This is a genomic window from Streptomyces sp. NPDC048142, assembly GCF_043202835.1.
In the GTDB taxonomy this organism is placed as follows: Bacteria; Actinomycetota; Actinomycetes; order Streptomycetales; family Streptomycetaceae; genus Streptomyces.
Map to the genome: position 1 here is coordinate 1 of NZ_JBIDBC010000017.1, position 19,914 is coordinate 19,914.

24 protein-coding genes and 1 pseudogene are annotated in these 19,914 nt (G+C 70.4%); 12 read left to right on the top strand and 13 right to left on the bottom strand.

The genetic code is table 11. The annotated features are described in order from the left end of the window. Positions 1–371 precede the first annotated feature (371 nt). Positions 372–533 (bottom strand): hypothetical protein, encoded by a 162-nt coding sequence (locus tag ACGF2Y_RS21370; RefSeq protein ID WP_392949707.1) that lies wholly within the window; start codon positions 531–533, stop codon positions 372–374. 57 nt (positions 534–590) lie between these two features. Between ACGF2Y_RS21370 and ACGF2Y_RS21375 the strand changes: the two genes are divergently transcribed. Next, positions 591–1,103 carry a DUF4240 domain-containing protein gene (locus ACGF2Y_RS21375; protein ID WP_392949710.1) on the top strand — a complete coding sequence of 171 codons (513 nt, stop codon included), beginning with the start codon at positions 591–593 and terminating at the stop codon, positions 1,101–1,103. Between the two features lie 99 nt (positions 1,104–1,202). On the opposite strand, the gene ACGF2Y_RS21380 is transcribed toward ACGF2Y_RS21375, so the two are convergent. The 3 genes and pseudogenes from ACGF2Y_RS21380 to ACGF2Y_RS21390 all read right to left on the bottom strand — a co-directional run bounded on the left by ACGF2Y_RS21380 (position 1,203) and on the right by ACGF2Y_RS21390 (position 2,364). Then, positions 1,203–1,406, bottom strand: coding sequence for a DUF5958 family protein (locus tag ACGF2Y_RS21380; protein ID WP_392949712.1), 204 nt, complete (start codon positions 1,404–1,406; stop codon positions 1,203–1,205). A gap of 55 nt (positions 1,407–1,461) precedes the next feature. Further along, positions 1,462–1,623: pseudogene (locus tag ACGF2Y_RS21385) on the bottom strand (DUF5958 family protein); the annotation flags it as partial. A 270-nt stretch (positions 1,624–1,893) separates the two neighbouring features. Further along, entirely contained in the window at positions 1,894–2,364 is a 471-nt protein-coding gene (locus ACGF2Y_RS21390) for a DIP1984 family protein (RefSeq protein WP_164195707.1), read from the bottom strand. A gap of 380 nt (positions 2,365–2,744) precedes the next feature. On the opposite strand from ACGF2Y_RS21390, the gene ACGF2Y_RS21395 reads away from it, so the two are divergent. From ACGF2Y_RS21395 to ACGF2Y_RS21405, 3 genes are all read left to right on the top strand, one after another. Then, a complete protein-coding gene (locus ACGF2Y_RS21395; RefSeq protein WP_392949715.1) occupies positions 2,745–3,293 on the top strand; it encodes a helix-turn-helix domain-containing protein in 549 nt (182 codons plus the stop codon). Positions 3,294–3,327: 34 nt separating this feature from the next. Beyond that, on the top strand, positions 3,328–3,984 hold the full coding sequence (locus tag ACGF2Y_RS21400; RefSeq protein WP_392949718.1) for a hypothetical protein: 657 nt from the start codon (positions 3,328–3,330) through the stop codon (positions 3,982–3,984). A 139-nt stretch (positions 3,985–4,123) separates the two neighbouring features. Next, positions 4,124–4,468, top strand: a complete 345-nt coding sequence (locus tag ACGF2Y_RS21405; RefSeq protein WP_392949721.1) for a DUF2516 family protein — start codon at positions 4,124–4,126, stop codon at positions 4,466–4,468. On the opposite strand, the gene ACGF2Y_RS21410 is transcribed toward ACGF2Y_RS21405, so the two are convergent. From ACGF2Y_RS21410 to ACGF2Y_RS21420, 3 genes are all read right to left on the bottom strand, one after another. After that, positions 4,450–5,886, bottom strand: coding sequence for a PP2C family protein-serine/threonine phosphatase (locus ACGF2Y_RS21410; protein ID WP_392949724.1), 1,437 nt, complete (start codon positions 5,884–5,886; stop codon positions 4,450–4,452). The genes ACGF2Y_RS21405 and ACGF2Y_RS21410 overlap by 19 nt on opposite strands. Before the next feature lie 421 nt (positions 5,887–6,307). Then, positions 6,308–7,393 carry an NlpC/P60 family protein gene (locus ACGF2Y_RS21415; RefSeq protein ID WP_392949727.1) on the bottom strand — a complete coding sequence of 362 codons (1,086 nt, stop codon included), beginning with the start codon at positions 7,391–7,393 and terminating at the stop codon, positions 6,308–6,310. A gap of 450 nt (positions 7,394–7,843) precedes the next feature. Further along, positions 7,844–8,629, bottom strand: a complete 786-nt coding sequence (locus ACGF2Y_RS21420) for a class I SAM-dependent methyltransferase (RefSeq protein ID WP_392949731.1) — start codon at positions 8,627–8,629, stop codon at positions 7,844–7,846. A 282-nt stretch (positions 8,630–8,911) separates the two neighbouring features. Between ACGF2Y_RS21420 and mshA the strand changes: the two genes are divergently transcribed. From mshA to ACGF2Y_RS21435, 3 genes are all read left to right on the top strand, one after another. Continuing rightward, positions 8,912–10,303: a D-inositol-3-phosphate glycosyltransferase gene (gene mshA / locus ACGF2Y_RS21425; RefSeq protein WP_392949734.1), complete on the top strand. Its 1,392-nt coding sequence runs from the start codon at positions 8,912–8,914 to the stop codon at positions 10,301–10,303. 139 nt (positions 10,304–10,442) lie between these two features. Beyond that, entirely contained in the window at positions 10,443–10,955 is a 513-nt protein-coding gene (locus ACGF2Y_RS21430; protein WP_392949737.1) for a YbjN domain-containing protein, read from the top strand. A 264-nt stretch (positions 10,956–11,219) separates the two neighbouring features. Beyond that, positions 11,220–12,026, top strand: a complete 807-nt coding sequence (locus tag ACGF2Y_RS21435) for a hypothetical protein (RefSeq protein ID WP_392949739.1) — start codon at positions 11,220–11,222, stop codon at positions 12,024–12,026. Between the two features lie 49 nt (positions 12,027–12,075). On the opposite strand, the gene ACGF2Y_RS21440 is transcribed toward ACGF2Y_RS21435, so the two are convergent. The 3 genes from ACGF2Y_RS21440 to ACGF2Y_RS21450 all read right to left on the bottom strand — a co-directional run bounded on the left by ACGF2Y_RS21440 (position 12,076) and on the right by ACGF2Y_RS21450 (position 13,175). Then, entirely contained in the window at positions 12,076–12,318 is a 243-nt protein-coding gene (locus ACGF2Y_RS21440) for a hypothetical protein (RefSeq protein WP_392949742.1), read from the bottom strand. Beyond that, a complete protein-coding gene (locus ACGF2Y_RS21445; protein ID WP_392949744.1) occupies positions 12,315–12,563 on the bottom strand; it encodes a hypothetical protein in 249 nt (82 codons plus the stop codon). Before ACGF2Y_RS21445 ends, ACGF2Y_RS21440 begins: the two co-directional genes overlap by 4 nt. Positions 12,564–12,785: 222 nt before the next feature. Beyond that, a complete protein-coding gene (locus ACGF2Y_RS21450) occupies positions 12,786–13,175 on the bottom strand; it encodes a hypothetical protein (RefSeq protein WP_392949746.1) in 390 nt (129 codons plus the stop codon). On the opposite strand from ACGF2Y_RS21450, the gene ACGF2Y_RS21455 reads away from it, so the two are divergent. Both ACGF2Y_RS21455 and ACGF2Y_RS21460 read left to right on the top strand, forming a co-directional pair. Continuing rightward, positions 13,174–13,296: a hypothetical protein gene (locus ACGF2Y_RS21455; protein ID WP_392949749.1), complete on the top strand. Its 123-nt coding sequence runs from the start codon at positions 13,174–13,176 to the stop codon at positions 13,294–13,296. The two genes, ACGF2Y_RS21450 and ACGF2Y_RS21455, sit on opposite strands and share 2 nt — an antisense overlap. 125 nt (positions 13,297–13,421) lie before the next feature. Continuing rightward, positions 13,422–14,162 carry a class I SAM-dependent DNA methyltransferase gene (locus tag ACGF2Y_RS21460; protein WP_392949751.1) on the top strand — a complete coding sequence of 247 codons (741 nt, stop codon included), beginning with the start codon at positions 13,422–13,424 and terminating at the stop codon, positions 14,160–14,162. 99 nt (positions 14,163–14,261) lie between these two features. Here the strand turns inward: ACGF2Y_RS21460 and ACGF2Y_RS21465 are convergent, their stop codons facing one another. Continuing rightward, entirely contained in the window at positions 14,262–15,023 is a 762-nt protein-coding gene (locus tag ACGF2Y_RS21465; protein ID WP_103535427.1) for a phosphoglyceromutase, read from the bottom strand. Positions 15,024–15,229: 206 nt separating this feature from the next. Here ACGF2Y_RS21465 and ACGF2Y_RS21470 point away from each other — a divergent pair, with 206 nt between their 5' ends. After that, positions 15,230–16,564 (top strand): MDR family MFS transporter, encoded by a 1,335-nt coding sequence (locus ACGF2Y_RS21470; RefSeq protein WP_392949755.1) that lies wholly within the window; start codon positions 15,230–15,232, stop codon positions 16,562–16,564. Between the two features lie 116 nt (positions 16,565–16,680). On the opposite strand, the gene ACGF2Y_RS21475 is transcribed toward ACGF2Y_RS21470, so the two are convergent. Next, positions 16,681–16,830: a hypothetical protein gene (locus ACGF2Y_RS21475; protein WP_164494140.1), complete on the bottom strand. Its 150-nt coding sequence runs from the start codon at positions 16,828–16,830 to the stop codon at positions 16,681–16,683. 194 nt (positions 16,831–17,024) lie between these two features. Continuing rightward, complete coding sequence (phoU, locus tag ACGF2Y_RS21480; protein ID WP_392949758.1) at positions 17,025–17,702, bottom strand: phosphate signaling complex protein PhoU; 678 nt, start codon at positions 17,700–17,702, stop codon at positions 17,025–17,027. A 197-nt stretch (positions 17,703–17,899) separates the two neighbouring features. Here phoU and ACGF2Y_RS21485 point away from each other — a divergent pair, with 197 nt between their 5' ends. Next, positions 17,900–19,162 (top strand): sensor histidine kinase, encoded by a 1,263-nt coding sequence (locus tag ACGF2Y_RS21485; protein WP_392949759.1) that lies wholly within the window; start codon positions 17,900–17,902, stop codon positions 19,160–19,162. Further along, positions 19,159–19,839, top strand: a complete 681-nt coding sequence (locus ACGF2Y_RS21490; RefSeq protein WP_003968183.1) for a response regulator transcription factor — start codon at positions 19,159–19,161, stop codon at positions 19,837–19,839. The genes ACGF2Y_RS21485 and ACGF2Y_RS21490 overlap by 4 nt, the downstream gene beginning before the upstream one ends. The last annotated feature ends 75 nt before the right edge of the window (positions 19,840–19,914 follow it).

A 19,914-nucleotide genomic window follows, 5' to 3' on the forward strand; every position in this document is an offset into this window, starting at 1 on the left:
CAGCAAGCACCGATCGCCTACGAACAGCAGTCAGCTACCCTGACACTCGCCGCATAACGATACGAACAGGTGTCCACCCCTCGGGGACAAGACCCGTCCAGCAGCATCGCGTGATCCCGCTCCAGCCACGACTCGAACCCCACGCGCCCGCCTGTCGTGGCCGACCAGTACAGGCCCGGGAAGTTCCGCTGACCGCGGCATGAAGGGAAGCCACGTACTGGCAGTCCCGTCTCGAACTCGACCTGCTCCGCCTCACTCAGCGGTCGGCGGTGTTCACCTTTGGCATCCCGCCAACCGACCTCGAATCCGCCCACGTCCAGCGGTGCCATATCACTCGCCCCACCCAGCCCCATGGACTTCTCTGTCCAGAATCAATGGGAATCCACCAGAAGTCCTGGGCTGAAACTGGGGGCCCAGACCGCCTCGTCGTCGACGAGACGGCTGAGGTCCGTCATCTGCACTCGCTCCAGCCAGTCCGACAGGTCCAGCGCTTCATCAGAGGTGAGCTTGATGATGATCTCCGTGTTCTCCACTGCTCGAACATCGTTTGCCGACCCTGCGGTGTCAGAGGTGCCTGGCACAGTGCCGCCGTGGACTTCGATTCCTTCTGGAAGCTCATCGAAGAGTGCCGACGGCAGACGCGGGGCCGGGACGAACGGCTGGCGTGGTTGCGTGACGAGTTGTCGCGGAGGTCGCTGACAGAGATCGTGCAGTTCCAGGTTCGCCTGGACGAAGTGACGCGTGAAGCCTTCACCTGGGATCTATGGGCTGCGGCGGAACGGATCTTCGGCGGCTGGTGTTCGGACGACGGATTCTGCTACTTCGGCCTGTGGATGGTGGGGATCGGTCGGGAAGCCTTCGCGCGGGCAGTGATCGATCCCGACGCTCTGGCCGACATTCCAGAGGTTCAGTGCCTGGTGGGTCGCCCTCGGGAGCTCTGGAACGACGACTGGCCGGAGTGGGAGTCTCTCGACCACGTCGCCATGGAGGCGTACGGACTACTCACCCGCGCTGATGACGACTTCGGCGACGCATTCTATGAAGCCGTCGAAGCCGAGCAGGGCGATGTAGGCGGCGATCGAGGGCCGCGCGGCGAGCAGTGAGACGTGCGATGCGAAGACGAGGCGATGCGTAAACTGCCGAGACTGAGCGCGATGTTTCCCCTCCGGCCACTGGCCCGGTAGGCGCGAAAGCGCGAGGGTTCAGGCCGAGCCTTCGGGGGTGTCGACAGACAGGCGATGCCACGCGTGGCCGCAACCGTCGGAGCAGAAGCGCTCTCGTCGGCGTTCGTCGGCGACGGCCGGCACCGCGATCAGTAGCCGGAATGACGTGAGGCGCTCGTCGTGCGGGGTGAGACTGGCGATCTTTCGGAGTTGCTGGTCGATCCGCCCTCGGGCGATCAGCAACTGCCGGTGTGTGCGTGGCGCGGAGCCCGGCGCGTCGGATACTTTTCGAGCCGTCCTCGGCGGTGGCGCGGGCCTGAACGCAGAAATGTGCAAGGAAGCGCAGGGTGTTGGACTGCTCTTCAGCGGAGAGGCCCTCGAACCACTCGATGCCCTGTGCCATCGGCCGAAGCTCCTGGGCGAGCTCGTCGAGAGTGATGTATGGATCAGCCATTCGCATGCCCCCGTTGCGCTCGAATAGCCGTTGTCCATGGTGCTGCGATGTGGAAAGCCCCGAACCCGCCCTCACCGCTTCGGATCTGCACGTGGTGATGTGCTGTGCGATGTGCACCTTTACCTGTACGCCGTGCTGAGCTGCACTGTTGATGGGGAGTTGAACCCCCGCGTTGCTCTTCACGCACCAGGAGTGGGCTGGAAACCGCCGGCCCTCGGTGTGTGCACGCCTCCGAAGCTGCTACCTGCTCCACATCGTCCCCGCCTGCTGGACTACTCAGTCCAGCAGATCCACCTCCCAGTTCGTACGCTGGATCCGCACATCGACCTCGCGGATCTCCCGCGCGAGAACATCCGCCTGACCGCGCAGTTCCGCGACCGGAAGCGCGGAAAGCATCATCAGCTCGGACCGGAGTTGCCGGCCGTATCCCCGCTCGCCGCTACCCGCCGCAGCGTCCGCCGCCGCGGTGACCACAGAGTGACGCAACCGCAGGACATCCCGGCGTGCAAGAGCATCGGTGAGCGTCCCGTCGGGACCCATCTCCACGGTGGCATTGGTCCGGTTGATCCGCCGGATCAACGTTTCCAGAGCGCTCAGCACCTCACCGGCCTCAGCCAACAACTGGGCGGCATCCTCGGCGGGCGTCTCCCCCTCCTGGTACCGCGCACTGCTGACGACGCGCGCTCGCAACTGTTCGACACGGCGAGTCGCCTCCGCACGTTCTGCCAGTGCCTCAGCAAGCTTCACTGTCTCCACCTCCCCCTCCATGAACCCGCACGAGTATACGAGTGCGAACCAGCTCATACGCACGTGGATTTCTGATCCGCAGGAGGCTCTGACCAGCCACTGGAGCGAGAGCGGACAACCGCTCAGAGCGTCACGAAAGAGACTCCGACAGCACGACTGGGAGCGAGTGGGAATCCGTCAGTGGCAGCGAGGCGGGACAACCGGCCGGCCAGCTTCGCCGGGACTCCGCCAAGTCGTTCGCCAGAAGCGCTGGGACTCGCCACATCCACCGAGAGCGGACAGTTGTCGCTGCGAGTCACAGCGCCCATCCATCAGTGGTGCGCGACACTTTTGCAAGCATGTGCTTGCAAAAGTTAGCAAGAGTGTTGCACTATCGGGTCATGGCATCACTCAACGTCGGCAATCTCGGTGATTACCTGCGGGAGCAGCGCCGTGCAGCGCAGCTCTCGCTGCGGCAGCTCGCCGATGCCACCGGGGTGTCGAACCCGTATCTCAGCCAGATCGAGCGCGGTCTGCGCAAGCCCAGTGCGGACGTGCTCCAGCAGGTCGCCAAGGCGCTGCGGATCTCGGCCGAGACCCTGTATGTACGTGCGGGGATCCTCGACGAGCGGGAGCGGGAGGAGCTGGAGACGCGGGCGGTCATTCTGGCCGATCCGTCGATCAACGAGCGGCAGAAGAACGTTCTGCTGCAGATCTATGACTCCTTCCGCCGCGAGAACGGATTCGTCCCCGGGCCTGACGCGGACGTGAAGGCGGACGTGAACGCGGACGCCGGCGCCGACGCGGGCGGCGATGCCGGGCCCCGTGGCGGCGACGACGCCGGTACGGACGGCACCAAGGACGACGCCGGTACGGACGGCACCAAGGACGACGCCGGTACGGACGTCACCAAAGACCACGTCACCAAAGACCAAGACCCTCGCAGCTAGCAGCTGGTTCTGATGATCCGGGAGGACCACAGTCATGGCCATCACCGATGACCTGCGCAAGACCCTCACCGACCCCACCCCCCTCTACTTCGCCGCCGGTACGGCCGACCTGGCCGTGCGGCAGGCGCGCAAGGTCCCGGCGCTGATCGAGCAGCTGCGGGCCGAGGCGCCCGAGCGGATCGACGCCGTGCGCAACACCGACCCCAAGGCCGTGCAGGAGAAGGTGACCACGCAGGCCAAGGAGGCCCAGGCCACCGTGCAGGCGAAGGTCACCGAGGTGTTCGGGTCCTTCGACGCCGCCGACCTGAAGAAGCTGGGCGAGAACGCTCAGGACCTGGCACTCCGCAGTGTGGGTGTGGCCGCCGAGTACGCGATCAAGGCCCGGGAGACGTACGAGAAGGTCGCCGAGCGCGGCGAGCAGACCGTACGCACCTGGCGCGGGGAGACGGCCGAGGAGATCGTCGAGATCACCGCCGTCGTCGAGGCCGCGCCGAAGAGCGAGGCCAAGGCCGCGCCGAAGGGTGCGACGAAGAGCGCTCCCGTCGACGGCGGCTCCGCGAAGCCCGCCGCCCCGGCCGAGCCCGCCGCCACGAAGGCCGAGCCCGCCGAGGCCAAGGCCGCGCCGGCCAAGAAGACGCCCGCGCCGCGCAAGCCCGCGGCCAGGAAGACCCCGCCGCCCGCCGACAAGTGACCCCCACGGGTCCTTCCGGGACGCGGTACGCGTGACCGGGGCGCGGGCCGGGCACCTTTACGGGTGGCCGGCTCGTTGTCCCGGTACCTTGGCCCTCTCGGTCGAAGGGCGCTCATCCACTCACTAGGCGGTACACAGCATGTTGCTCTCAGGATTCGGCACGATTCTCCAGCTGCTCTATCTGGCGATGCTGGTGCTGGCCGTGGTCGCGTTCGTCTTCGCGGCGACCGCCCGTGAGGACGCCTACCGTGCCGCCGACAAGAAGAAGAAGTCCTTCTGGCTGGTGATCCTCGGCGTGGCCGTCGCGGTGAACCTGCTGATCCCGCTGCTCTTCCTGCAGCTCGCGGGCGTGGTCGCGTCGATCGTGTTCATGGTCGACGTGCGCCCCGCGCTCAAGGAGGTCTCGGGCGGCGGCGGGGGTGGTGGCCGCAGGGGCGGCTCCAGCAGCGACGGCCCGTACGGTCCCTACAACGGCGGGCGCTGAGCCCTCGCCGTCCTCGCGGGCGGGGACGGCGGCCGGTCGACGGACGCGGGGTGGGAGCGCGGTGCGCTGCCGCCCCATCGTCGTATCCGCTCCGGGTCGCGGCCCAGCAGCAGGACCGCCACATCGTCGGTCAGCTCGCCGCCGTTCAGCTCCCGCACCTCGGCGACCGCCGCCTCCAGCAGCTCCTCGCCCGCCAGGCCCTGCTCCAGCCGGCTGTTGACCATCGCGACCATGCCGTCCTGGCCGAGCCGCTCGCTGCCGCCGGTTCCCACGCGCCCCTCGATGAGCCCGTCCGTGTACATCATGAGGCTCCAGGTGCCGCCCAGCTCGACCTGCCGCCGCGGCCACCGGGCCCGCGGCAGCAGTCCCAGGGCCGGGCCGCCGTCCTCGTACGGGAGCAGCCGCGCCGGCCGGCCGTGGCGGGCGAGCAGCGGCGCGGGGTGTCCGGCCAGGCAGAGCCCGGCCCGTCGCCCGTCGGGCGCGATGTCGACGGTGCAGAGCGTCGCGAAGATCTCCTCGCTCTGCCGTTCGTGCTCCAGCACCTGCTGGAGCGTGGAGAGCAGCTCGTCCCCGCACAGCCCGGCCAGGGTCAGCGCCCGCCAGGCGATCCGCAGCTCGACGCCGAGTGCCGCCTCGTCCGGGCCGTGTCCGCAGACGTCGCCGATCATCGCGTGCACCGTGCCGTCCGGGGTGCGGACGACGTCGTAGAAGTCGCCGCCGAGGAGGGCGCGGCTGCGGCCGGGGCGGTAGCGGGCGGCGAAGCTCAGGCCGGAGCCGTCCAGCAGCGGGGTGGGGAGCAGGCCGCGTTCCAGGCGGGCGTTCTCCTGGGCGCGCAGCCGGGACTCGGTCAGCTGGTGCTGGGCGATGTCGGCGCGCTTGCGCTCCACGGCGTACCGGATCGCGCGGCTCAGGACGCGTGCGTCCAGCTCACCCCGGAAGAGGTAGTCCTGCGCCCCGACGCGTACCGCCTCGGCCGCCAGCTCCGTGTCGTCCTGCGCGGTCAGCGCGAGGACCGCGTGCAGCGGAGCGATGCGGAGTACGTGGGTGAGGGCCGCCAGCTCGTCGGCCCGCCCGGAGACGGGCTCGGGCCGGGGACCGCTGCCGGACGTTCCGCTGTCGGGCGTCCCGTCGGCGGTGGGCGTGCCGGGGCCAGGTCCGGGCCCGGGGCCGGTTCCGGAGCCTGTGAGTGGCACCGCGAGGTCCAGCAGGATGCAGTCGACGTCGTCGGTGAGCAGCCGCGCGGCCTCGGTGAGGTTGCGGGCTGTACGGATACGGACCCGGGTCCCGGCCGCCGCCGAGAGCTCGGGGACGGTGATGGTGGTGCCCGCCGGGTCGTCCTCGATCACCAGCAGGGTGAGGTCGCCGTGCGAAGTCTCCGCAGCGGGGACGGGGCGCTGCTGCGGTACGGGTACGGGCATCGGTTCGGGTTTCCTTCCCTCCCCCGAGGGTGCGGCGGGCCGACGATCGACGATCCGCCAGTCGGGGACGATAGCGGTCCGCGGTGGGGGAACGGAATGGCGCGCGGGGACCGGCCTCCGTCATATGCGCCGTCATAAGCCGCGTCCCGACACGGATCCGGCGCGATGGGCCGCCGTACAGGCGAGGAATCGTCCATGACAAACATCACGCACGCACGCACGAACGGCGGAGCGGCCCGGCTCATGCGGCCCGGCTCATGCGGCCCGGCTTACGCGGCCCGGGTCGCGTAAGTCAGGCCCTGCGGGTCCGGCCTTCGTGTCCGGCCCTGCGGGGCCGGCTCTCGTGTCCCCGCTCCTACGGGTCCGGCTCTCGTGCCCAGCCCTCGTGCCCAGCCCTCGTGCCCAGCCCTCGTGCCCGGTCCTACTTGTCCGGGCGGACCACGCCGAGGATCTTCATCGAGCCCGCCCCCGCCAGGGTGACGTTGCGGCCGGGGCGCGGGGAGTGGACGATCGTGCCGTCGCCGACGTACATCCCGACATGGCTGGCGTCGGCGTGGTAGATGATCAGGTCGCCGGGGCGCATGTCCCGGATGTCGATGCGCGGCAGCAGCCGCCACTGCTCCTGCGAGGTGCGCGGGATCGGCCGCTTCGCCGCCAGCCAGGCCCGGGACGTCAGCCCGGAGCAGTCGTACGAGGCCGGGCCCTCGGCTCCCCAGACGTACGGCTTGCCGATCTGGGCCGTCGCGAAGGCCACCGCCGCCGCACCGCCCTCGCTCGCCTCGCCGCTGACGTCCTTGACCGCGCCGGAGGAGAGCCAGGCCGTCTGCGCCTTGTCCGCGGCGTTCCGCTCCAGCTGCCGGAGCCGCTCGCGTTCCTTCTCCGCCAGCTGCGATTCGAGCTTCTCCGCCGCCTTGATCTGGGCGTTGATCTTCTTCTTGGCCTTGGCCTGCTTGACCCGGATCGTCTCCAGCTTCTCCCAGTTGGCGCTGGCGTCCTGGGTGTACGTCTCCAGGTCCTCCTGCGTCTGGTTGAGGTCGGTCAGGAGCGACTTGGAGGCCTGCTGGCTCTGGTGGACCTTGTTGATCCCGTCCAGGAAGAGCTTCGGGTCGTTGCTCAGGGCCAGCTGCGCGCCGGGCGGCAGGCCGCCGTTGCGGTACTGCTCGCGGGCCTGGGCTCCGGCCTGGTCCTTGAGCTCGGCTATGCGCGCCTGGCCGTCGACGATCGCCTTGGCCAGCTTCACGATCTCGCCGGACTGCTTCTTCGTCTGTTCCTCGGCGAGGTTGTACGCGTCCGTCGCCGCGCCCGCCTTCCGGTACAGCGTCTCGATCTGCTCGCGGACCTTTTCGAGGTCCGCGTTGGAGTAGCGGGGCGGTGAGCCGGCGGGGGAGGAGGACGGAGAGGGCGACGGGTCCGGCGCGGGGGCAGCCAGGGCCTGGCCCGGGGACGTCAGCAGGGCCAGCGCACAGACCAGCGTGATGGCGGCAGTGGCGCAGTGGCGTCGGTTCACGAGCTCCCCCTCCGGGTTGTTACTCCGGCCCGCCTCCGGGACGAAGGCGACAAAGACAACGAATACGGCGAATGTGGTGGATGCAATGAATGCGAGAAAAGCAGCAGAAGCAGGAAAGGTGGCAGAAGCGGCAGAAGTAAGAACGCAACAGGAGCCAGGTATCGCCTACCTGACTTACCGTCAGTAACTTTTCTGCAACGTCGTGATCGTGCCATGCCGTCCCGTAAAGCAACAGAGGACGACGGCACCTGACGCGTCACATGCCGTCCCCATATGGCCACTTCGTCATGATTCCCCCGACTCGCGCGGCGCTGCGATCTGCGCCTTTCCCTCTCACTGGGACGAACGATGCCCCTGTCGCGTTCCCGGAGCGGAAGAGTTCTGCCTTCCGGGCAATCATTCGGCCGTTGTCAGCCGTTGTCAGCCGTTGTCAGCCGTTGTCAGCCGTTGTCAGCGGTTGTTGGGCCGCAGGGCGTCCCACGGCACGGTGATCTCGCCCTGCCGCCACCGCCGTACCCCGTCCGTCACCGGCCAGTCGGCCGCCACCGCCCGCACCGCCGCGATCCAGCGCTGCCGTGCGCCGAGCGAGGCGTACGGGGAGGCCGCGGCCCAGGCCCGGTCGAAGTCCCGCAGGAACGCGTGGACCGGCTCGCCCGGCACATTGCGGTGGATCAGCGCCTTCGGCAGGCGTTCGGCGAGGTCGGAGGGGCGCTCCAGCGAGCCGAGCCGGGTCGCGAAGGTGACCGTGCGCGGCCCCTCGGGTCCCAGGGCCACCCAGACGTGCCGGCGCCCGATCTCGTCGCAGGTCCCCTCCACCAGGAGTCCGTCCGAGGCGAGCCGGGAGCACAGCCGTGCCCAGACCTCGGCGACCTGGTCCTCGTCGTACTGGCGCAGCACGTTCGCCGCCCGGATGAGCAGCGGCCGGACCTCCAGGGGGACCTCGAAGCCGCCGTGCACGAAGGTGAGGCCCTCGCGGGCGTACAGCTGCGCGGCGGCGACCCGCTCGGGGGCGATCTCGATGCCCGCCACCACGGTGCGCGGCTCGGCGGTACGCAGTCGGCCCAGCAGCTCGACGGCGGTCCAGGGGGCCGCCCCGTACCCGAGATCGACGGCCACGGGCGTCCCGGCGCGGCGCAGGGCGGGCCCGTGCGCGTCGGCGATCCAGCGGTCCATGCGGCGCAGCCGGTTCGGGTTGGTGGTCCCGCGGGTGGCGGTGCCGATGGGGCGCTGGCGCATGGGTCGAGCGTATGCGACGGAGCGGGGCGGATACCCGGACGCCCCATCCCGTCCCGGCCTGTCCCGTCCCGTCCCGGCCTGTCCGGGCCGCGCGCCGCGCCGCCGCGCGCCGTCCGGGCTGTGCCCTGCCCCGCCCCGTGCTCCCCGGGCCGTGCGACGCGCCGCCCGGCAACGTAATGATTTGGCAAAGCGGAAATGAAAGGCGGGATTCCACTGTTCTCGCCCTTCGGAGGGCCCCGCGGCCCTCTGCCCAGCATGTCCCGAGCGAGGAGGACCGACGAGGTGAGCCAGTACGTCTCCCGGCTCGGCTCCACCCGGACGGCCGCGCGCCTCAGATTCCCCGGAGGCTTCTCCGGGGTTTCCCGCAAGCCGCGCCGCATCGCGATGCTCTCCGTGCACACGTCCCCGCTCCACCAGCCCGGCACGGGCGACGCGGGCGGGATGAACGTCTACATCGTCGAGCTGGCCAAGCGCCTCGCCGCGATCGACATCGAGGTCGAGATCTTCACCCGGGCCACCACCGGCTCCCTGCCCCCCTCGGTCGAGCTGGCCCCCGGCGTCCTGGTCCGCCATGTCGACGCGGGGCCGTACGAGGGCCTCGCCAAGGAGGACCTGCCCGCTCAGCTCTGCGCGTTCACGCACGGCGTGATGCAGGCCTGGGCCGGTCAGCGCCCCGGTTACTACGACCTCGTGCACTCCCACTACTGGCTCTCCGGCCAGGTCGGCTGGCTCGCCGCGCAGCGCTGGGGCGTCCCGCTCGTGCACGCCATGCACACCATGGCCAAGGTCAAGAACGCCGCGCTCGCCGAGGGCGACACCCCCGAGCCGCCCGCCCGGGTCATCGGCGAGACCCAGATCGTGAACGCCTCCGACCGGCTGATCGCCAACACCGCCGAGGAGGCCGACGAACTCGTCCGCTTCTACGACGCGGACCCCACCGCGGTCGCCGTCGTGCACCCCGGCGTCAACCTGGACCGCTTCCGCCCCTTCCCCAAGGACTCCGGCACGTTCCGTCCAGGGGATGCCCCGTCCGCCCGCGCCGCCGCGCGGGCCCGGCTCGGCCTGCCGCAGGACGCGCTGATCCCGCTCTTCGCGGGCCGCATCCAGCCGCTGAAGGCCCCGGACGTGCTGCTGCGCGCGGTGGCCGTGCTCCTGGACCGGGATCCGTCGCTGCGGTCCCGCATCGTCGTGCCGGTGGTCGGCGGCCCGAGCGGCAGCGGACTCGCCAAGCCCGAGGGGCTCCAGAAGCTGGCCGCCCGCCTCGGCATCGCCGACGTCGTACGGTTCCACCCGCCGGTGGGGCAGGACCGGCTCGCGGACTGGTTCCGGGCCGCGTCGGTGCTGGTCATGCCGTCGTACAGCGAGTCCTTCGGCCTGGTCGCCATAGAGGCCCAGGCGGCCGGCACCCCGGTGATCGCCGCGGCCGTGGGCGGGCTGCCGGTGGCGGTGCGCGACGGAATCAGCGGCTTTCTCGTGCCAGGACACGAGCCGGAGGCGTACGCTCGCGTGCTCGGGCGGTTCGCGGACGCGCCGGAGCTGGTCGAGCGGATGGGGGCGGCCGCCGCGGCGCACGCCCAGTCCTTCGGCTGGGACACGGCCGCCTCGGCGACCGCCGACGTATATACGGCCGCGCTCTGCGACCACCGCCGCCGGGCCAGTACGCACCACGGCTGACGCCTGTACGCACCCACGGCCTGCGCGCCCGTGCGGATCACCGCCGCCGGGTCCGTACGCACCCACGGCCTGCGCGCCCGTACGGATCAAGGCTGAGCCCGTCCCGTACGTTCCGGTGCTCCTGTCGTACGCTCGCTGCATGGCTGACGTACCGGACGAAACTGCAGCGGCCCAGGTCATCGAGGCGACGCTGAACGACGCCGGGCTCGTATGGGAGAGCCCGGAGCGCGGCAACTACGTCGTGACGCTGCCCGGCACCCGCAAGCTGTCGACGACCTGTTCGCTGATCGTCGGCAAGCACTCGCTCTCCCTCAACGCGTTCGTCGTCCGGCACCCCGACGAGAACGACGCCGAGGTGCACCGCTGGCTGCTGGAGCGCAACCTCCGCCTGTTCGGGGTGAGTTACGCGATCGACTCGCTCGGTGACGTCTATCTGGTCGGCAAGCTGCCGCTCTCGGTGGTCACCGCCGAGGAACTGGACCGGCTGCTCGGCGTGGTGCTCGAAGCGGCCGACGGGGCGTTCAACACCCTCCTGGAACTCGGTTTCGCGAGCTCGATCCGCAAGGAGTACGCGTGGCGGGTGGCGCGCGGTGAGTCCACCCGGAACCTGGACGCGTTCAGCCACCTGACCCAGCGCCCGACCTCCGGCTGACACCCGCACTCCACACCTCCCCACTCCACCCTCCCCATTTCGCACCCCTCTTGCCGGGCTCACAGGAGGGTTGCGCTGCGGTTCCACGCCGTGCGCCCACCGGATGATCACAGCAGAATCACGATCGCGGGAAGGGGCCGCCGGACCGGCCATCGCTCACAGGTTCGATCGTAAAGTGTGGATCACTGCGACGGCCCGTCCCGCACGGTGCTGAAGTGCCGCACGGGGCAGGGGCGGTTGCTCCCCGAACTCGAGAGAAGAACCATGCGCGCCACTTCCGTACGCCGTACCGCCCTCGCCGCCTCCGCGGCCGCTCTTGTCCTGCTGGCCACCGCCTGCGGCGGCTCGTCGGACGCCGACGCCAAGGACGGGAAGGACGACAAGGGCGCCGCGAGCGGAAGCAGCTCGGCCCCGAAGGCCCCGGTCGAGGCGCTCACCGCCGCCGAGCTGGAGAAGGCCACCCTCGCCCAGGGCGACGTGAAGGGCCGCAAGGTCACCGAGGCCGGTCCGGACGACGAGGTTCCGGCGGACGGTGTCACCGTCGACAAGAAGGAGTGCCTGCCGGTCGCCCACGCCATGTTCGGCGTGGCGCAGGAGGGTTCGGTGGCCACCACGAAGCGCAAGGTGATCGACGAGCCGAAGGCCGACGGCAAGAAGTCGCTGGAGGACCTGGCGGACGGCAAGGCCGAGGACGCGTTCAAGGACGCGTTCAACCTGACGTCCACGCTCGTCGCGCTGAACTCGTACGAGGGAACGGCGGGCCCGGACGCGTTCGCCGCGCTCAAGAAGGCCGCGGCGGACTGCGCGGGCGGCTTCACCGCCACGGTCGCCGGTGCGCCGACGAAGATCGCCTCGGTCACCGAGGAGAAGGTGACCGGCGGCGACGAGTCCGCGGCATGGACGGTCACCTCCGACGACGACGGCGACCAGGCCCCGTTCAAGCTGGTGGCGCTGCGCAAGGGTGGCTCCGTGGCGACGTTCTTCGCCTTCAACCTGGCGGCGGCGAGCGGCGACGTTAAGTTCGAGGTGCCGGCCGAGGTCGTGGCGGCGCAGGACAAGAAGCTCGCCTGACGGACGGCCGCCGTGGCCCCTGGCCTTCTCGCCTGCTCCCGCGGGTGATTCAGGGCAGGGGCACGAGGCGCACGACGGTGACGGTCAGGACGGACCGGGAGACGTAGTAGAGGACGATGGCCCCGGAGACGGTCGCCTCACGCCGGTCCCGCTCGCTCTTGACGGCGGAGGAGGCGTGGCCGTACGGCTCTTCGCCGAGGGTGCGGGCCATCGCGTCCCGGAAGGACTCGCCGCCGCGCATCTTGGCCAGGGTGTCGTCGGCGGGCGGTGCGAAGGAGATGCGGAAGCTCAAGCTACGCTCCGCCTCTCGGCCTCGTCCTGCGCCAGCCGGTCCAGGATCTTCTCGGCCTCGGGATCGGGGACGGCCTCCAGCATCCAGTGCCGCATGACGGCCTGGATCTCGTGCACCCCGGCCTCGTTGATCGCGAGATCGAACTCCTCGCGTCTCTCCTCGGGCAGCGCGGCCCGGATGTCCGGGATGCTGTTGGGCACCTCCACCTCGGCACCGCCGACGAAGGTCTTCAGAGACTCACCCATGATCGCTCTCCTCGATCTCCTTGCCCTGGAAGCACGCGGACGGCATGCGCCCACCGTAGTGCGTACGAGGGGCACTTCGGCCGGTCCGGCGAGGTCACGGATCGAGCACGGATCGGGGTGCGCGCCGCAGGTGCGCGACCGCGAACCGGGATGCGCCGCAGCTACGCCGCGGCTCGGCCCGTGCTGTCCGACGGCAGCGCGGCACGCGCCGTCACCGGGGCCTCAGTCCTGCCCGAGCTGCTCCGCGACCCGGTCGCGCAGGATCGCGTACTCCTCCCGAAGCCGCCGCCATTCGCTGACGGGCGGCCGGACTATGACGTCACCGCCGACGACGACCTCCTCGGGCCCGAACTGCTCCCGCGTCAGATCGATGTCCACGCCCGCGCCCAGGCGGTTCCACCAGTGGTAGTCGGTCCGCACGCCGTCGACATGCACCTCACCTCGGATCAGCTCGCCGCCGAGCAGGTCGTTGAGCACCATGGCGGTCACCCCGCACTGATCCCGCGCCGGATTGTCCGGACTCCAGCGGTCCCGGTACTCCGGGGTGCAGGTCTCGGCGCTCCAACTGCTGCGGAGGGCCTGTTCGATGTCGGTGAGCAGGTAGGTCGCCATGATGACCATGGTGGCAGGGGGCACTGACACTGCCGGGCCGGGCCGGGGCCGCAGGCTCGCCGGGGCGGCGTCGGTGACGTTCCTCGTGGCGACGGTGATCGGCTTCTACGCCTGGCAGTGAGGCGACGGACCAGGGCGTATCGGCTGTCGCCCGCAGCCGGGCGGCAGCCGCACATCTGCGCAGGGGAGTTGACCGCGGGAAATTGCGTCGACAGAGCCCGCGGGCGCCCGGCAGAGTGGCCGACCGTGACGAGCAGCGAACTGTGGACCCGTGCGACCGCCGACCGCTACGACGCCGAAGAGGCCGAGAACTCCTCGGCCGCCGCCCTCGAACCGGCCCTCGCCTTCCTCGCCGAACTCGCCGGTGACGGCCGGGCCCTGGAGTTCGCCATCGGGACCGGGCGCGTGGGCGTGCCCCTCCGGGAGCGCGGCGTTCCGGTGGTGGGCATCGAACTGTCCGAACCCATGGCGGAGGTGCTCCGGCGCAAGGCCGACGCGAACACCCTCCCGGTGACCATCGGGGACATGGCCACCACCGTCGTCCCCGGCGAGTTCACCCTGGTCTATCTCGTCTACAACACCATCTCGAACCTGCTCACCCAGGACGAGCAGGTCGAGTGCTTCCGCAACGCGGCCCGTCATCTGGGTCCCGGCGGCCGGTTCGTCATCGAACTGGGGGTGCCCCCGCTGCGGTTCCTGCCGCCCGGCCAGGTCGCGGTGCCGTTCGACGTGTCCGACCGGCATCTCGGCTTCGACACCTTCGACCTGGTCGAGCAGATCCTCGTCTCGCACCACTTCACCCGCGACGGCGACGACGGCCACTACCGCCGGGATGCCTCCCGCCACCGCTACGCCTGGCCGGCGGAGCTCGACCTGATGGCCCGCATCGCGGGGCTGGACCTGGAGCGCCGTGTCGCGGACTGGGACGGCGCACCCTTCACCCAGGATTCCGGCAAGCACATCTCCGTCTGGCGCAAGCCGGTCTGAGACCTTGTCGGCCCAACAACGGCCCCGGGGCGGAAACGAGCCCCCTGCTCGCGGACGAACCGCGAGCAGGGGGCTCGGTGAGCCGGAGAGGAGAAGAGGCTACTTCTTCTTGCCCTGGTTCTTCACAGCCTCGATGGCGGCCTTCGCCGCGTCCGGGTCGAGGTACGTGCCGCCCGGCTTCAGCGGCTTGAAGTCGGCGTCCAGCTCGTAGGAGAGCGGGATGCCGGTCGGGATGTTGAGGCCCGAGATCTCCTCGTCCGAGATGCCGTCCAGGTGCTTCACCAGACCGCGCAGGCTGTTGCCGTGGGCGGCGACCAGGACCGTGCGGCCCGTGAGGAGGTCCGGGACGATGCTGTCGAACCAGTACGGGAGCATGCGGACGACGACGTCCTTCAGGCACTCCGTGTCCGGGCGCAGCTCCGGGGGGAGGGTCGCGTAGCGCGGGTCGTCGAACTGGGAGTACTCGTCGTCGCGGGCCAGCGGCGGCGGCGGGGTGTCGTAGGAGCGGCGCCACAGCATGAACTGCTCCTCGCCGAATTCGGCGAGCGTCTGCGCCTTGTCCTTGCCCTGGAGCGCGCCGTAGTGGCGCTCGTTGAGGCGCCAGGAGCGGCGGACCGGGATCCAGAGGCGGTCGGCGGACTCCAGGGCCAGCTGGGCGGTCCGGATCGCGCGGCGCTGGAGGGAGGTGTGCAGGACGTCGGGGAGCAGACCGGCGTCCTTGAGCAGCTCACCGCCGCGGACTGCTTCCTTCTCGCCCTTTTCGGTGAGGTTGACGTCCACCCAACCGGTGAACAGGTTCTTCGCGTTCCATTCGCTCTCGCCGTGGCGGAGGAGGATCAGCTTGTACGGTGCGTCGGCCATGAGTCCGAGCGTAATCGAACCCGTGCGGCCTCCGCGCGCCCGCCCGCACCGCGGACAGAGCGGGGCCGGGAGCGCTCGGCGGCCGGACGATTGACGGCGGGCGTCAATCCGGTGGCGGTCGGGGAGCCGGGCTTCGTAATGTCTCGAAGGTCGTCGGGAGTATTACCCGAGGCGCTCGTTCCGTACGTCCCGTGGGGGGAAACCTTATGTCCGTCGCCGGTCTGCGCACAGCCGCCCGCGAGACCGTCTCGGGGATGCCCCGCGAGTTCTGGTGGCTGTGGACCAGCACCCTGGTCAACCGCCTCGGCGCGTTCGTCGCGACCTTCATGGCCCTGTATCTGACCCTGGACCGGGGCTACTCCGCCTCGTACGCCGGGCTCGTCGCCGCCCTCCACGGGCTCGGCGGGGTCGTCTCCTCGCTCGGCGCGGGTGTGATGACCGACCGGCTCGGGCGGCGGCCCACCATGCTGATCGCCCAGGTCTCCACCGCGGTGTCGGTGGCGGTGCTCGGGTTCATGGTGCATCCCTTCGCCATCGCCGCCGTGGCGTTCTTCGTCGGCATGGCGAGCAATGCCTCCCGCCCCGCCGTCCAGGCGATGATGGCCGACATCGTGCCCCCGAAGGACCGGATCCGGGCCTTCTCGCTCAACTACTGGGCCATCAACCTCGGCTTCGCGATCTCTGCCGCCGGTGCCGGGTTCATCGCCGAGCACAGCTACCTCGCCGGTTTCATCGGCGAGGCCCTGATGACGCTCGTGTGCGCCGTTCTCGTCTTCCTGAAGGTGCCGGAGTCGCGGCCCGAGCAGGTACCCGCGAAGCGCGTCGGCGGCAAGCGGCCCAAGGACGACGTGCGGCTCACCACCGTCCTGCGCGACGGGCGCTTCATGGGCGTCGTGGGGCTGTCGTTCCTGGTGGCGCTGATCTTCCAGCAGGGGTACGTGGGACTGCCGGTGGCGATGGGTACGGACGGGCTCTCCAGCTCCGACTTCGGCACCGCCATCGCCGTCAACGGCGTGCTGATCGTGGTCCTCCAGATCCCCGTCACCCGCTTCATCCAGCACCGCGATCCGCGCCGGCTGCTGATCATCTCCTCGCTGCTCGCCGGGTACGGCTTCGGGCTGACGGCCTTCGCCGGGTCGGTCGCGGCGTACGCCCTGACGGTGTGCGTCTGGACCTTGGCCGAGATCGTCAACGCGCCCACCCAGACGGGTCTGGTCGTGCAGCTGTCGCCCGCCCGGGGCCGGGGCCGCTATCAGGGCATGTACACGATGTCGTGGTCGGTGGCGGCGCTCGTCGCGCCGCTGATGTCCGGCTTCGTGATCGACCACTACGGCGCCGCCTGGCTGTGGGCCGCCTGCGCCGTGATCGGCACGGTCGCCGGCCTCGGCTACTGGCTTCTGATGCGCGACCTGCCGCGCGAGGAGCACGCCGTGGCGGACGCCCTGCCCGAGCCCGCTCCCGTACCGGCCGAGGCCCGGCCGGTACGGTCCGAGCCGGAGGCCGCACCCGCACCCGCAGCGGCGGTGGAGCGGGCCGTCTGACCCGGAAGTCCGGCACGCGAACGGCGCCCCCCGGGGGCCCGGAACATCGGTACGCGAACGGCGCCCGCCCGAACGGGAAACCGGGCGGGTGCCGTCCGTTTCGTATGGGGCGCGGGTCAGCCGGAGCAGCCGCCGCACTGGCACGGGGCACCGGACTGGCAGCCGCACCCGCAGCCCGAGCCGCAGCCGCAGGCGCCGAGCACGGTCAGGTGCACCACTTCGGTCGGGGTCTCCTGCTGGGGTTCGGTCATGGGGGAGTCGGCCATGGTCCCTCCTCAGGGCGTGCGGCTGGGGTGGCGGTCGGCATGGTGCACCGCCCCCACCCCATTGCATGCCCATCCCGGCAGGCGCATCAACGGCGCACGCGCGCAGGAACGTATGTGCGACTCGCGTACGCCGGTGATGCGCCCGAGATGCGCCGGTGGCGCTCCGGTACGGCGTCGCCGTACCGGAGCGGCCGCTACGCGCCCTCGACCGGGGCCGCCGCCTGGATCTCGTCCGCGTGCTCGCCCGTCACCAGGTAGACCACGCGCTTGGCGACCGACACCGCGTGGTCGGCGAAGCGCTCGTAGTAGCGGCCCAGCAGCGTCACGTCGACGGCCGTCTCGATGCCGTGCTTCCAGCGGTCGTCCATCAGGTGCCGGAACAGCGTGCGGTGCAGCAGGTCCATCTCGTCGTCGTCGTGCTCCAGCTGGAGTGCCAGATCGACGTCCTTGGTGATGATGACCTCGGCCGCCTTGGCCATCAGGCGCTGCGCGAGCTGGCCCATCTCCAGAATGGTGGCGTGCAGATCGTGCGGGACCGCCGACTGCGGGAAGCGCAGCCGGGCCAGCTTCGCCACGTGCTGGGCGAGGTCGCCCGAGCGCTCCAGGTCGGCGCTCATCCGCAGCGAGGTCACCACGATGCGCAGGTCGGTCGCCACCGGCTGCTGGCGGGCGAGGAGCGCGATGGCGCGGGCCTCCAGTTCGTGCTGGAGGTCGTCGACCTTCTGGTCGCCGGCGATCACGTTCTCGGCCAGCGTCAGATCGGCGTCGAGCATGGACGTGGTCGCCCGTCCGATCGCCGAGCCGACCAGCCGGGCCATCTCGACCAGGCCTTCTCCGATCGAATCGAGTTCCTCGTGGTAAGCGTCGCGCATGGAAGTCCCTCTCCAGTTCCAACTGAGGCCGGGGTCTCGGGCCGACCCCCACGCTCCCACGGTGCGGCCGCAACGCGTCCGGATCCAACCCCCTAAGTGAACCAGCCCCATCCCCTCGGTGAACTCTGAGCGACGAGTGTTCGAGAAGGCACTCGGACGGCTGGGTGAGTGTCGTCGCACCCGCATAACCTTGAAGCATGGACGTGAACGCGGCGGTCGCCGCAGCTGCAGCGATCGCCGGGCTGTGCACCGGTGTGATCGCCATGCTGGCGTTCCGCTGGAGCGAACGCGACCTGAAACGGCCCACCCGTACGTCGCTGCGGCCGGACGGCAATGCCGCCCTTCCTCCCGGAGTGGACACCGTCCTCTCCGTTCTCAGCTCCTCCGCCGTCGTCCTCGACGAGAGCGACAGCGTGGTCAAGGCCAGCTCCGCGGCGTATGCCCTGGGTCTGGTCCGGGGCGGCCGGCTGGCCGTCGAGCCCATGCTCAACATGGCCAGGGACACCCGGCGGGACGGGGAGATACGACAGGTCGAGCTGGACCTGCCCCGGCGCGGTACGGGCCGGGGGGACACCCTCGCCGTCTCCGCCCGGGTCGCCCCGCTGGGCTCGCGGCTGGTGCTGCTGCTCGTCGAGGACCTCACCGAGGCCCGCCGGATAGAAGCGGTACGGCGCGACTTCGTCGCCAACGTCAGCCACGAGCTCAAGACGCCGACCGGAGCGCTCTCCCTGCTCTCCGAGGCGGTCATGGACGCCTCGGACGACCCGGAGGCGGTGGAGCGGTTCGCCGGGCGGATGCAGATCGAGGCGACCCGGCTGACCAATCTCGTCCAGGAGCTCATCGACCTCTCCCGGGTGCAGAACGACGACCCGCTGGAGGACGCCGAGCCGGTCAAGGTGGAGACGCTGGTCGCCGAGGCGATCGACCGCTGCCGCCAGCAGGCCGGCTCGAAGCAGATCACCATGGCCTCCGCGGGAGCCGAGGGCCTCACGGTCTGGGGCAACCGCGGCCAGCTCGTCGGCGCGCTCGGCAATCTCGTCGAGAACGCCGTCAACTACAGCCCCGCCCACACCCGCGTCGGCATCGCCGCACGGCGCATGGCGTCGCCCGGCGGGGACCTCATCGAGATAGCCGTCACCGACCAGGGGATCGGCATCTCCGAGAAGGACCGCGAACGGGTCTTCGAGCGGTTCTACCGCGTCGACCCGGCCCGCTCACGGGCCACCGGTGGCACCGGTCTCGGCCTCGCCATCGTCAAGCACGTGGCCGCCTCGCACGGCGGGGAGGTCACCGTCTGGAGCTCCGAGGGACAGGGCTCCACCTTCACCCTCCGGCTGCCCGAATCGGGCACCACGAGGGAGCGCACCACCGGCGGACCGCTTATCGTCGACGGCGACGACGAGGGGCCGTACGAGACCGACACCTTTGACCCCTTCCCTGCCCCGGAGGCTCGACCGTGACCCGAGTGCTTGTCGTCGAGGATGAGGAATCCTTCAGCGACGCCCTGTCCTACATGCTGCGCAAGGAAGGTTTCGAGGTCGCCATCGCGGCGACCGGCCCCGACGGGCTGGACGAGTTCGAACGCAACGGCGCCGACCTGGTCCTGCTCGACCTGATGCTGCCCGGCCTGCCCGGCACCGAGGTGTGCCGCCAGCTCCGCAGCCGCTCCAACGTTCCGGTGATCATGGTCACCGCCAAGGACAGCGAGATCGACAAGGTCGTCGGGCTGGAAATAGGAGCCGACGACTACGTCACCAAGCCCTTCTCCTCGCGGGAGCTCGTCGCCCGCATCCGCGCCGTCCTGCGCCGCCGCGGGGAGCCGGAGGAGGTCACCCCGGCCGCCCTGGAGGCGGGCCCGGTCCGGATGGACGTGGACCGGCACGTGGTCACCGTCTCCGGCGGCAAGGTCGACCTCCCGCTCAAGGAGTTCGACCTGCTGGAGATGCTCCTGCGCAACGCGGGCCGCGTGCTGACCCGGATGCAGCTCATCGACCGGGTCTGGGGCGCGGACTACGTCGGCGACACCAAGACCCTCGACGTCCACGTGAAGCGCCTGCGCGCCAAGATCGAGCCCGACCCGGGCGCGCCGCGCTACCTCGTCACCGTGCGGGGCCTGGGGTACAAGTTCGAGCCGTAAACCGCGGGTCCGCAGACGCCGAAGGGGCGCTTCCCGGCCGGGAAGCGCCCCTTCGGCGTGCGTGCTGTGCGCTGT